The organism is Arthrobacter sp. ov118 (assembly GCF_900116495.1).
Lineage (GTDB): Bacteria > Actinomycetota > Actinomycetes > Actinomycetales > Micrococcaceae > Arthrobacter.
In genome coordinates this window covers 131,765-144,488 of sequence record NZ_FPAY01000011.1, presented here as the reverse complement: position 1 = coordinate 144,488, position 12,724 = coordinate 131,765, and the positions used below count along the sequence as shown (strand labels likewise).

Annotated in this window: 10 protein-coding genes; 1 reads left to right on the top strand and 9 read right to left on the bottom strand. The window is 63.0% G+C overall.

Annotated elements, in window-relative coordinates:
- Positions 1–7: 7 nt before the first annotated feature.
- The 8 genes from BM372_RS17965 to BM372_RS17930 all read right to left on the bottom strand — a co-directional run bounded on the left by BM372_RS17965 (position 8) and on the right by BM372_RS17930 (position 10,367).
- Positions 8–994: a glycerate kinase family protein gene (locus tag BM372_RS17965; RefSeq protein WP_090956805.1), complete on the bottom strand. Its 987-nt coding sequence runs from the start codon at positions 992–994 to the stop codon at positions 8–10.
- A complete protein-coding gene (locus BM372_RS17960) occupies positions 991–1,980 on the bottom strand; it encodes a 2-hydroxyacid dehydrogenase (RefSeq protein ID WP_090956804.1) in 990 nt (329 codons plus the stop codon). The genes BM372_RS17965 and BM372_RS17960 overlap by 4 nt, the downstream gene beginning before the upstream one ends.
- A gap of 762 nt (positions 1,981–2,742) precedes the next feature.
- Complete coding sequence (locus tag BM372_RS17955) at positions 2,743–3,774, bottom strand: transketolase family protein (protein WP_090956803.1); 1,032 nt, start codon at positions 3,772–3,774, stop codon at positions 2,743–2,745.
- On the bottom strand, positions 3,771–4,625 hold the full coding sequence (locus tag BM372_RS17950; RefSeq protein WP_090956802.1) for a transketolase: 855 nt from the start codon (positions 4,623–4,625) through the stop codon (positions 3,771–3,773). Before BM372_RS17950 ends, BM372_RS17955 begins: the two co-directional genes overlap by 4 nt.
- A gap of 202 nt (positions 4,626–4,827) precedes the next feature.
- Positions 4,828–5,832 carry a beta/alpha barrel domain-containing protein gene (locus BM372_RS17945; protein WP_090956801.1) on the bottom strand — a complete coding sequence of 335 codons (1,005 nt, stop codon included), beginning with the start codon at positions 5,830–5,832 and terminating at the stop codon, positions 4,828–4,830.
- Positions 5,829–7,079 carry a CaiB/BaiF CoA transferase family protein gene (locus BM372_RS17940; protein ID WP_090956800.1) on the bottom strand — a complete coding sequence of 417 codons (1,251 nt, stop codon included), beginning with the start codon at positions 7,077–7,079 and terminating at the stop codon, positions 5,829–5,831. The genes BM372_RS17945 and BM372_RS17940 overlap by 4 nt, the downstream gene beginning before the upstream one ends.
- A gap of 44 nt (positions 7,080–7,123) precedes the next feature.
- Positions 7,124–8,560, bottom strand: a complete 1,437-nt coding sequence (locus BM372_RS17935; RefSeq protein ID WP_090956799.1) for a GntP family permease — start codon at positions 8,558–8,560, stop codon at positions 7,124–7,126.
- A gap of 910 nt (positions 8,561–9,470) precedes the next feature.
- Positions 9,471–10,367, bottom strand: a complete 897-nt coding sequence (locus BM372_RS17930; RefSeq protein ID WP_090956798.1) for a DNA/RNA non-specific endonuclease — start codon at positions 10,365–10,367, stop codon at positions 9,471–9,473.
- 938 nt (positions 10,368–11,305) lie between these two features.
- Here BM372_RS17930 and BM372_RS17925 point away from each other — a divergent pair.
- Positions 11,306–11,521, top strand: a complete 216-nt coding sequence (locus BM372_RS17925; RefSeq protein ID WP_177236066.1) for a hypothetical protein — start codon at positions 11,306–11,308, stop codon at positions 11,519–11,521.
- A gap of 138 nt (positions 11,522–11,659) precedes the next feature.
- On the opposite strand, the gene BM372_RS17920 is transcribed toward BM372_RS17925, so the two are convergent.
- Positions 11,660–12,700 (bottom strand): PDDEXK nuclease domain-containing protein, encoded by a 1,041-nt coding sequence (locus BM372_RS17920; protein WP_090956797.1) that lies wholly within the window; start codon positions 12,698–12,700, stop codon positions 11,660–11,662.
- Positions 12,701–12,724 lie beyond the last annotated feature (24 nt).

Below are 12,724 nucleotides of genomic sequence, written 5' to 3'. Positions count from 1 at the left end.
CCCGGGGCTAGGGCAGGAGCTGAGAGTAACCCGCGATCGACTGACCGGCGACGTACATCGTCGCAGCGTCAGATGCTACAAGGATTTCCTCGAAATTCTGCGCGTAAGCACCCAGATCCTCGGCTACTGATCCGACAATGGCCAGAACGGGGATGGCTCTGCCGGATAACCGGACGCGGTGCAGAATGGCCGAGATGATTTTCCCCTTCCCTGTCTGAGAATCCAGGCGCCCCTCTCCAACAACGACCGCATCGGCGGACTCCAGATACTTGTCGAAGTTTGCCGCGTCCAGAACCGCGTCGGCCCCGGACACCAAATCCGCCCCAAAGTTCGCCCACAGGCCGCCGGAGAGCCCGCCGGCTGCTCCGGTGCGTGGAACGCCGGCGGGATTGCGGGGATATGTGACCGCCAGCTGTTGGAGTCGTTCCTCGAGCAGCTGGATACTGGCCGCGTCTGCCCCTTTCTGGGGCCCAAAAATCCGGGGGGCATCGAGGAATGTTGTCGTCACATCGGAGAGGACAGTCAGGCGGGCACCCCTCGGGCCGCCTCTGTCGTTGATGGCCCGGACCGCCCCGGCTCCTCCGTCAGTAGTGGCGGAGCCACCGGCTGCAACCATGACATGCGTAGCCCCCAAACCGATGGCGGCTGCAATCATCATCCCTGTCCCGTAAGTGCTGGCGGACATTGCGTCATGCGGGGAATTTCTCGACGCTGTGAGACCGCCGGCCTGGGCTACTTCGATCACGGCGGTTCCGTCCGGGGCCAGCCCGAGAATTGCAGAAATGGGCTCGGCCCAGGCATTAACCGCTTCGACAGTGACAGCATCCGCATCCAGACTGCGGCAAAGAGCATCAAAAGTGCCCTCACCACCGTCCGCGACCGGCAGCGGCACAGCCCTGCCACCGCCATCCTCGATGCCTGCAGCTATGGACACCGCAACTTCCAAGGCTGAGTATGTGCCTTTAAAACTATCCGGGGCAACCAGGATGGTCATGCTTGGGCCTCCGGGTTCACGGCGTGCGGGGGCACGCTGCCTTCGGCGATGGCCACCGCATTTAGCGCGCTGAGGCGTGCCATCTCGGCTCGGACGGGTACGGTTGCGCTGCCGACATGCGGCAGCAACACGGTGTTCGGCAGTTCGGCCAGGCCGGGGGCCAGCCGCGGTTCATCTTCGAAGACGTCCAGGCCGGCTGCCGCGATGACGCCGTTCCGCAGCGCCTCCACCAGGGCTGCCTCATGCACAATCGGGCCGCGGGCGGTATTGATAAGGATGGCGTCAGGCTTCATGCGGCGCAGGACGCCGGCGTCCACCATGTACCGGGTCTGGTCGTTGAGGGGAACGTGCAGGGACAAAAAGTCGCTGCGTTCCACAAGCTCCTCCCAAGGCACCTGGCGGACCTTACCGGCGAACTCGCCCAGCTCACCTTCGCTTACCGGCCGGTCACCGGGTGGTCTGGGCGCGAAGAGTACCTCCATGCCGAATCCCAAGGCCCGTCTGGCAGTGGCGCGGGCTATTCTGCCGAATCCGGCGAGGCCCAGGACCGCACCGGAGACGTTGCGGCCGAGCAGGAGGTTCGGCTCCCAGCCGTGGAATCTGCCCTCGCGTACCAGTTTGTCCGCCTCCACGACGCGTCTGGCCGTGCCGAGGATGAGCAGCATGGCAATGTCCGCCGTCGCATCCGTGAGGACACCGGGCGTATTGCCCACAAGAATGCCGGCCCGGGTGGCCGCACCGACGTCGATGTTGTTGTAGCCGACGGCGAAGTTGGATATCCCTCGGACGCGGGCACGGGCCAGCAGATCGGCGTCGATCACGTCGCGTAGCTGGGTGAGGACGACATCGAAGTCCCCGGATGCGCACAGTGAGGCCAGCGATTCGTAGTCGGGGGGCTCGGGCAGCACGGTGACCCTGCCGGCGTTGCTAAGCAGCCCGAGCCCGGGTTCCGGGATCGCGGTCGTGACCAGGAAGCTGTTGCCCACGGTCAGGCGCCATCCCTCAGGTGGGTTCGTTCAAAGTCTGACGCGCGGCGCCCTGGATTGCAGTTCATGGTTGAAGTTCCTCCCGCGGCCGAAGCCGCGCATTCGCTGCACGTTCCCACTTTGAGAAGGAACGCGCTGCCGTGTCTTCCGCGCGAACAGTGCCGGACGGACGTATGACAGCATCGTCGCTGATCATCATCACTCATATTATGGGATTAAACCCGTATAGTGAAGAGGGCCTGCATTCTTGCACCCGATGTCTTTTATAGTGACTGGCGGAAAAGCTCCCTCTGCTGACCAGGGGCAGGCATCGGCTCCATCCGCGGTTCCCGGCCTCGTCCGAGGAACGGCGGAATCAGGGCTTTGACCGACCCGGCTTCACTCCGGAACTCACGCCAGCGCGAAGTGATTCGCCCCCAGGAAGCACGGGGTGGCAGCGCGCCGGCGGGAGCCACCACGGACGCGGCGTGTAAACCGACATCGAGGGTCCCTGCCTTGGCTGGCAGGAACCCTCGGTGTCGGCAACACTGATGCCTCTCGTCGACCAGGATCATGTGAACATTGGTCTTCGGAGATGATTCCCGGCGCGGGCCCCCGTCTTTCGGGTTGCGTGTTGCGAGTGCGCGCGCCGGCGCCGGGAAATCTGAAAATACGTGCGCGACTTTTGGAACCACAGCAAGGTTCAATTCCGGCACCACATGACGATGGCGGGGAACAGCCTCGGCCCCGGCGCGGCGGCGAAGCCGTTCCCTCCCCGGTTTCCTAGTGGGCGAGAGCGTCGGCAACTTCCGTCGGAGCAGCCAGGGAGGCTGCTGCAGTCCGCTCCCGGACGCACTGCTCGATGTCATCTGCGAGCTGGGGACCGGTGAGACGGAAGACCTCAAGGAGCTTCGCAGGGGTGCCGCTTTCACCGAAGCGGTCTTTCATCCCGAAGCGGTCAATGGGAATCGGGCAGCGGAGCGAGGCAAGTTCGGCCACGGCTGAGCCTAGTCCGCCGGCGATCTGAGCTTCTTCAATCGTGGCAGCGTACCTGGTTTTCCGGATGCTGTTGAGGATGGTTTCTTCGTCAAGCGGCTTGATTGTTGGAACGTGGACAACCTCCGCAGAGAGTCCCCGGTCGGCGAGGATTTCCGCAGCGAGCAGACCTTGATAGGTCATGGTCCCGGTGGTGATGATCGATATGTCCGTTCCGGAACGCAGCACGTACGCCTTCCCGATTTCGAACGGCGAATCTGCGGTGGTGAAAACCGGCGTGGCATCCCGGGCTAGGCGGATGTAACTCGGGCCCGGATCGGAGGCAAGGGCGCGTGTGGCTTTTTCGGCTTCTATGCTGTCTGCGGGGGCAATGACGCGGGTGTTGGGGATGACGCGCATCAAGGCGATGTCTTCGAGCATTTGATGGGTCGCGCCGTCGGGACCCACGTTGATCCCGGCGTGTGAGCCGACGATGGTTACGGGCTGGTCATTCAGTGCCGCTGTTGTCTTAAATTGCTCCCAGTTGCGGCCCGGGCTGAAGGCTGCGTAGCTGGATGTGAAGGGGATTTTTCCAGCTCGGGCCATGCCGCTGGCCACGGTGACCAGGTTCTGCTCGGCGACGCCAACTTGCACGAAGCGGCGCGGAAAGCGGTCCTTGAAGAGGTGCATCTGCGTACTGTCGGTAAGGTCGGCACAAAGTGCGACCACGCGCTCATCGAGTTCGCCAGCTGCGAGGAGACCACGGCCAAAACCAGCGCGAATGGGTTCCGAGCTGACGTCGTTGGTGAGGGCACGGGGGTCCAGGGGGAAAGCGGTCATGGGGCTGTGGCTCCTTCGAGTGCGAGCAGGGCGATGTCGGCCTGCTCCGATGTGGGGGGCATGCCGTGCCAGCGGTGGTTGTATTCCATGAATGGCACGCCCTTGCCGGGGACGGTATTTGCGATGATCATGGTGGGTTTGGCAGTAACAGCCTTGGCAAGCCCGATGGCGTCGATGATGCTGCGAACGTTGTTTCCGTCAATTTCAAGAACGTGCCAGTCGAACGATTCCCACTTGCCGCGGAGGTCGCGCAAGGGCATCACGTCTTCGGTGGAACCGTCGATTTGAATGTTGTTGCGGTCAATAAAGGCGATGAGGTTGCCCAAGGCGTATTTGCCCGCGAACATTGCGGCCTCCCACACATTTCCCTCATTGATCTCGCCGTCGCCCATGATTGTGTAGACCCACCGCTGGTTTACCTGGTCAATCTCCTGCAGCACGTACGCATAACCGGCGGCCTGTGAAAGTCCCGAGCCGAGGGGTCCGCTCGTGCTTTCCAGCCCGGGCAGGGCCAGACGCTCCGGGTGGCCCTGGAGCCGGGAGCCGAATTGGCGCAGGGTCTGGAGCTCGTCGACGGGAAAGTATCCCGCGCGTGCCATGGCGGCGTAGAGAACGGGTGCCGTGTGCCCGTTGCTGAGGTAGAAGACGTCCCTCTTGTCCCAGTCCGGGTTTTGCGGATCGTGGAGCATGCTGTGGAAATACAGAACGGCCAACAGCTCTGCCATGCCCAAGGGTCCGGCACTGTGTCCGCTCTTAGCCGCGGCAAGCATCGAAATGATGTCGCGGCGGATTGTGCCGGCAATCCGTTTTAGGTCTTCGTCGCTGTGGACGACGCTTTCACGGGTAATCATGGTTACTCCTATGTTCAGAAAATCGATCTAGGGCAGGGGCATTCCTGCCGCCTCTTCTGCGGCGCTGGCGTTGGGGCCTTCCGGCGTTGGACTGTCGCTTCGGGACTGGCTCCAGGAACGTCGCGGCGGGAAGCCGCTGGGACGTTGGCGCATTTTGGGTCGTCGCCGGGAGCCGCTCCCTCCGGCTCCTGCCGGATGACGGCTACGGGGCCGTGGGCACCGTGCCGCATGCAGCGTCGTTTGACGGCGTGCTGGCGTCTGAAGGGATGACCCACTCGAAGGCCGCGGCTTTGGAGCGTGCCCCTTGAGCGGACTTTGAACGGTTGGGCTCGCCGAGCTCCGCAAGCAGTTTCTCGGAAAGCCCCACCAGTCCTGCGAATCTTTCGGTGGTCAGCCATTCCGGGCGTGTTGCGAACAGGATGTCCTCGCTCGAGGTGTTTCCGCTCGCGCCTGGGGCGAAGGGGCACCCGCCGAGGCCGCCCAGCGCGCCGTCCACCATGGTGGCGCCGGACTGGATGGCGGCGAGGGTGTTGGCGACGCCGAGGCCCCAGGTGTCATGGCCGTGGTACACGATCCGGCGGGAAGGAGACTCCTGGCGGATGCGGCTGATCAGCCCGGACACCTGGGCGGGAATAGCCTGCCCAAGAGTGTCACAGAGGACTATGTCCGTGGTGCCCTCTGCCCGGGGATCGTTGGCGATGGACAGGACGCGTTCTTCCGGGACCATTCCTTCAAAGGGGCACGTGAACGAGGTGGCTATGCAAAGTTGGATCTGGCCATCGACGGCTTTGGCGTATTTCACGGCCTCGGGCAGAGCGGCGAGGCTTTCGTCCGTGCTGCGGCCGATGTTTGCCTTGTTGTGCGAGTCTGAGGCGGAGAGGCAGTATTGGAAGTTCCGCGCCCCGGCGGCCGCTGCTTTGGCCACGTGCCCCGGAGTGGCGACCCAGATCCAACATTTGTCGAGTTCCTCGGCGGTGAGGGCCTGAACTACCTCCAGGGTGTTGGCCATAGTGGGAACGAGGTCGGGTCGGGCCATGGAGCCGAGTTCGATCGCGGGTACGCCCAGGCGCAGCAGCTCGCGGACGGTGTCCACTTTTTGTTCGGTGGGCAGGAGCTTTCCGGTGAGCTGAAGCCCGTCCCGCAGGGTGACGTCGCGCAGGATGGTGTTGCCCAGTGTTGAGGCGAGTGGGTTTACGTGGTGGTTCATGCCTGAAGTGCCTCCTCGCGGCCAGCGGCCGCAGTGATCTCTGTCGGGTCCATGTCCAAGAGCCCGGAGAGGATTTCCGCTGTGTTTTCGCCCAGATCCGGCCCGAGGTTGCGGATGGGCAGGGACTGGTCGCCGATGACGGGCACGATGCCCGGGAAGCCGACGCCGGAGAGGGTTTCTTCGCCGGTGGAGACGTCGAATTTCTGGATCATGTTGCGGGCCGCGTACTGGCTGTCGTTACTGATATCCGCTGCAGTGTAAATAGGGCCCGCCGGAACACCGGCCGCGTCCAGGGCGGCAAGGGCGTCGGCGGCATCCAGTTCCCCGGTCCATGCGCCAATGGCCTGGTCCAGTTCCTCGCGCCGTGCCCAGCGGCCGGCATTGCTCTGCAGTTCGGGATCTTCGGCCAACTCCGGGCGCCCGATGGTCTGCATGTACCGCTGGTAGATGGAGTCCCCGTTGCCGGCGACAACGATGCTGGCTCCGTCCTTGCAGATGTAGGCGTTGGAGGGTGCGATTCCTTCCATGCGGCCGCCTACACGTTGCCGGTCCACACCATATGCCTGGTAGTCCGGAATGAGCGATTCCATCATGGAGAACATGGCTTCGTTGAGCGCAACGTCGATGATTCGTTCGGTGAGCACAGCGGCACCAGCGGAGTCCCGGCGTCGCGCTTCCCGTTGGTAGAGGCTCATCATGGAGCCGAAGGCTGCGTAGAGGCCCGCGATCGAATCGCCGATCGAGACGCCGACCCGTACGGGCGCGCGGTCGGGATCGCCGACGAGGTTCCGGAAGCCCCCGTAAGCTTCGGCGACTGCGGCAAAGCCCGGACGCTCGGACAGCGGTCCGGTCTGCCCAAAGGCGGAAATGCGTGTGATGACAAGTTCCGGGTTTACCTCGTTAAGGACCTCGGGGCCCAGCCCCCATTTCTCCAGGGTTCCCGGACGGAAGTTTTCCAGGAGGATGTCCGACTTCCCGGCAAGTCCCAGGACCGCCTGCCGGCCGGCCTCGGTGCGCAGGTCCAAGACGACGGACTTCTTGTTGCGGTTGATGGTGCGGTACAGCATGGAGGTGTCGCCCTTGTGCAGCCTCCAGTTGCGCAGCTCGTCGCCGGTACCAGGCCGCTCTACCTTGATCACTTCGGCACCGAAGTCAGCGAGAAGCCGGCCCGCAGTGGGTGCAGCTATGTAGTTTCCTAGTTCGAGGACTCTGACGCCGTCCAGCGGTGCGATGCGTGTCTGTGTCATTGGTGTTCCTTCGTTTTGTGGCGTTGCGGTGGATAGCTGCCCGGTCAGAACAGCAGGCTCATCGGCATGATCAGCAGGATTGCGACGACGGAGGCCACCGAGACTCCGAAAGTTACGGATTTCAGCGCACCCCGTACGCTCTGGCCCAGGAGTGACTGCAGGAGCCAGAAGGTGTTGCTGGTGATGTGAACCATGAACAGGGATCCGGCGCCGGCGGCCAGTGCTACCAGCACCGGGTCCAGACCAATGGCGGGTGCGATGGGGGCCAGCAGGCCTGCGGCGGTGATGGCGGACAGCGTGACTGAGCCGACGGCGATGTGGAGCACGGCCGCGATGGCCCACACCACGAGGAGCGGGGCGACGGTGCTTGCGGAGAAGAGTCCGCCAAGGATGTGGCCAAGGCCGGCTGCAGCGACGGTCGCGGCGAGGCAGCCGCCGACGCCGGTGAGGATGAGGATTTGGCCGCTCTCCTTGAATCCGACGGCAATGGCCTCCTCGACGCGCTTCTGCCCGATGGCGGAGCGGGTGACGAGGCAGGTGCCGATCAGGCCGATGAGGAGTGCGATGACCGGTTCGCCGAGGAGCTGCAGCCACGGCAGGTCGATCTCAAGGATTTGCAGGACAGCGCCGGCGCCAATGAGCAGGAGCGACGTCAGGAGCGGGGCGAATAGCAGAAGCAACGGGAACTGCTTCTTGCCGCGTTGTGTCAACAACACCGTTCCAGTTTGCAGATCCGTGCCGCTGCCGCCTCGAGTGTCCGTCGGATGGCCGACGGGCGGGGCGCCCGCCTCATGATCGTCCTCTTCGCCTTCCTGGTCTTCCTCGGCGACGAAGGTGTGGTCTTCATCCTTTGCCTCGTTCCAGAAGCCGCGCCGGAAGAGGAACGTCATGATGGCGATCGAGATGATGATGGTCGGGATAACCAGCAGCAGGCCGAACAGTAGCATTTTCCCCAGCGGTACTTTCAGGAGTCCGGCCAAGGCGAGTGATGCGACCCCAGGAACCGTGAATACAATGCCGCATTCCAGAGCGATCGCCATGGCGGTAGCCATCCGGGCGGTGCCATATTTGCCGATTCTTGGCGCCAGTTTTCGGGCCAGGGGGGCCGAAATGACGAGGAGCACGTCCAGGAAGATGGACTGGAGCACGGTGCCGATCGCAAGGCCCATCGTGTATGGCAGTCGCTTGGGTCCGAACGTGTTGAGCAGGTGCTCCACCAAGCGCCGGATCGCGCCGCTCTGGTTAAGGACGGAGCCCATCAGGACGCCGAACGCGATGAGCAGGCCGACATCCACCATGATGTCACCGAAACCCGACGTGATGGTTTTGACGGTCTTTTCCACGCCCAGACCGACAGCCAAGCCCAGATAAACCGAAGCGAGGACCAAGGCTATGACGGGGTTGACTCTGAAACGCACAATGAGCACAACCGCGGCCAGGACGGCTACGCCTGTGTTGATCAAGACAGCGATGTCTGACATGAAGAGGATCCGATCGTTTCGCCTTCAGCTCTGAAGGCTTGGAGCAGGTAGCACCCGGAAGGGGAACAGCTTCAACCCATAATATGGGATTAAGCTCACAATGCAAAGAGCTCGTCCGGAATTTATCCTCACGTTCTCCTTGGGGGCAAGAAAAATGGCAAACGGTGTCGGCTGTACGCCAGTACCCGACGTCGGAGGTGTTCCTAGACCCGCCGGATGCTTTTCGATCCTGATCAGGGCCTCCGAGTGTTTGGCCCATTTCAGGTACAGGCGAATGCGGCGCCCTCGTTGACTTCCCGGACATGGGACTGAGCCAGCAGCTGGGCGAAGAATTCACGGCACTGGAGTACGCCAGCACGGTTCCCATATGTGGTGGCGGGTATAAGCGGATCCTGCCGGGCCGGGAAATTGTTGGGAGCCGGGACAGGACCAGACCTCGTCAAATTGGTGAAGCGCCTTTCCAGCTGAGCGGGCGTCGTGCCCCATGTCTCCACTCCACCCGGGAAGGGTCGGCTGGCCGTCGCGACCGATTGTCCGCTTGTAGTACACCCCAACCTGACGTCAGGCAGGCGGCCAAAGGCTGTCAGAATACGATTCGATTCTTGATTCTCTGACAATGGTTCAAGAAACTCTTAGATCGAAATCTCACACTTCTGTCGAGTCCCTACGGCAAGCGACAGCGTGGATTATCGGCAGTAAAGCGGGCTCACACGGCAGTGCGAATTTTGTTCCCCAACTGGGCGGTGGGGACCGTAGTCTGCGTTCGTGAACGCCAAACGGGGTCATGACCGAGTACGTGACGCCTGCAAAGACGTTTCATGTCCGGCGCCCGCAGCTGGCTCCCGCGCCTGTAGGTGAAACATTTGAGGCACCGTAGAACGGGCCGCCAAACGAGCAGCGGCGCTCCGCGTTAGTCCTTGAGGTCGAAGTCGAGGTCGAGGTCTTCGACGGCGGCCAGCTTCCGCCAGGTGGATCCGACGCGGGCGGCACCGAGTGTCGCGGCGATGGGCATCCGGTCCACGGCAATCAGCTGGTCCAAGTCCAGGCCGGTGAGTTCGGCGATGTCGCGGATGGGCACCTGGAAGGTCCGAAACGGGCCCAGCGGAGGGGCATCCTCGATGGCACCTGGCTTGGGCACCTCGGGTATCTCCGCCAGCTCAGGGGTCTGGTCCACCACGTACCCGACGGCCGCGAGCTGTCCCTGATGGATGAAGACGGCGACCTTGAAGAAGCGCAGCGGGATCTCCACGCCGCGGTACACCGGATCGATGGCGCTGAAAATCGGGCCGGTGAAGACGACAATCCTGCTGCGGTATTCGGCGGCATGTTCCTGAAGGTAGGACTCGAGACCCAGCCACAGCTCGAGGCCCTGGTTGAACTTCGCCGCCTGGGGCGCAGCGTTCGTATAGTGGAATGTGTCTTCGTTCGCCAGCTGCGCCTCGGCGACCGTGTCACCCCAGACCGCGGAGGCCCGACGGACCAGATGCCCGCGGTCGATGTCGTTCCGGGCGTACACACTCTCCCCCGTCTGGAGGTCCGTGGCCAGCCGGGGATCCAGCCGCCAAGGGATTCCCGCCCGGTCCAGGTCCACGAGCTTGCTGCCGTCCATGCCCAGTCCCGTCACGGCGGCGAGGCGCTTGTCCGGGCGCATCAGCACCGAGAAGTGCGTGTAGGGCAGCAGGACCGTCTCCACCCCGGGCAGGGCGGGCAGCGGCACGGGCTGGCCCAGGAAGTTCCCATCGAACCCTGCCCGGCCGGCAAGATCTTTCACGGCGAGAGGCGGTGCTACCAGCAGTTCGTCATCCATGACGGGACCCTATCACCGGACTACGTCAGCCGGATGAGTGCTGGCCCAAACTCTGAAGCCGGTAGGGTCACCTGCCGGCGGCCCACTGTTGCCCATCTGCTGTGGAAGAGTACCTGCCTGCGGGGCTAGCGGGCCGTGACCCTTGTTTTGGCGCTGGTGCGGGCTAGCGGAGAGTAGCCGGACTTGCTGCCCGTCACCGTGACCGTGATGGTCTTACCGATATCAGCCGCGCCGAGCACGTACGTGGCCCCGGTAGCACCTGCGATGTTCGTTCCGGACCTTCTCCACTGCTAGCGGTGTCGGACATCTCCGACGAACAACAGTTTGGGGTGCCGCCCGAGATCTACCAAGTGTGACGCAGCATCCCCGTGGAAAGGCGCGGCGCTCCTCCTGTCCACAGTTCCGGTGAACAACGGCCCGCTCTGCCCACGATGCCCTGTCCGAACGCATGCAAGCCCCGCCAACCTGGTACGTCAGCTTCGCCCCCGGCGTCCACTTGCCCGGAGTGAGCACGCGCACGCTCTCACCGACGACCCGTATCCGTCCGTTGCCCCATACGACAAAGCCCACGACGGGCGCGCGTGTACGACGGCGCTGGTAGCAAGGCGGGCGGCCCACCCCTCACTCGCAGCGGGCGAAAGATACTCCATTTGATGTTTCCTCTTCTGCGCCTCAAGGTAAATGAATGGCATTCAATACCAAGGACGGCAACGACGCCGCCCGTCACCGCGGAGAGTGACGCCTGACTCAAAGAAAAAGCGCCATCGCACTGGTCCCATCGCCAGGATGAGCCGTAACGGGAGGGCCCTTCCGCACCATCTGATGAAGCGGAAAGAATCGTGCACTTGAGTTTCAACTAAGTTGGTTGGCGTTTTGTCAACCGCCAGGGCATCTCCGAAGATCCTCAAACCATCAACACCCGAGAAAGTCGGAGTCACATGCAAACAACTATTGACCTCCCCATCGTCGTCACCGCAACGGACCGTGCCAGCATGGAACGTCAGCTTGACGAAGCCGTCGGCGCCGCCCTAACACATGCAATGCGCGAGGGGCGTCAGGGAATCCTGGTCACCCAACACGACCACGCCTCCTTCACGGTCGATCTCAGCGATGCTGTCCCCTTCGGACTGACCCGCGAACTCAAGGAGCGGTAGACCAGCCCTTACTGGGCGGGCAAGGAGCCGACAGCGGCTACGCGGGCCTCCGCGCGTTCGAGCTGCTGGCCCTTTGCTGGCCTATCCAGAACGACTGCCGACAGTGCGGGCGTCAGAGTATGGCTTTCCCCGGCCGGCTTACCCGTCGTTGGATTCGGCCCAATCCAGGGCGGCCGCCAGGTGGTTTTCGTCCGGGAGAGCCTGCTGCTCTTCAGCTGGGAGCTTGTCATACGTGTAGGCAGCGACGGCCATGGGCGAGGTGGAGCGTCCGAGACTGTATCTGACGCTGCGGTCGTTCTTTGTGCCGCAGATAAGGATGCCGATGGTTTCATTGTGATGGTCGCGCCGGAGCACGTCGTCGACGAGGGCAACATAGAAGTTGAGTTTGCCGGCGTATTCGGGCTGGAACTTGCCCGTCTTCAATTCGATGACCACGTACCGGCTTAGCTCGATGTGAAATAGGAGCAAGTCGACATAGAAGTCGTCGCCATCGACGTCAAAATGCACCTGCCGGCCGACGAAAGCGAAACCCGGACCGAGCTCGCGGAGGGTCTCGGTGATCCTGTTGGTGAGGGCGTTTTCGAGATCCCGTTCCGCGACCTCTCCCGAGAGGCCGAGGAATTCGAAGTTGTAGGGGTCCTTGGCGATCTGCTGAGCAAGCTCGGAATCCTGCGCAACAAGCCGTTGCGTAAAGTTTGATGGCGCGGTCCCGGTCCGTTCCAGGGTCTTGTTCATGATCATGTTCAGCAGGACGTTCCGGGTCCATCCATATTGGACTGCTGCGGCGGCGTAGGCTTCCCGGCTGTCCTGGCTGGAGAGCTTGTCCAGAAGGATCGTGATGTGGCCCCATGCCAATTGCGCAACAGCCTGTTGCGCAATTGGCCCTACTCCCCATGCGCCGGCAAAAGTCGTCATGTACTGGATGTTGCGGGGCGACAGGCCCGTCATGTCCGGGAATTCCTTGCGCAGATCCTCGGAGAGGCGTTTTATGACCCTGCTCCCCCACCCCTGCCTGCCCTGCTCTATGCGGACCCTCTGGCCGATGGACCAGTACAGCTCGACCAGTTGGGTGTTGACGGTGCGAAGTGCCTGCGTGCGTGCGGCCCGGACGCGGTCCTTGAGTTCGCCGAGGAGGTCGGTGTAGCCGGTGGGCAGGGCGAGGTCGGGGGCGTCAGTCATGGATTTGATCCTATCGATCAGGCT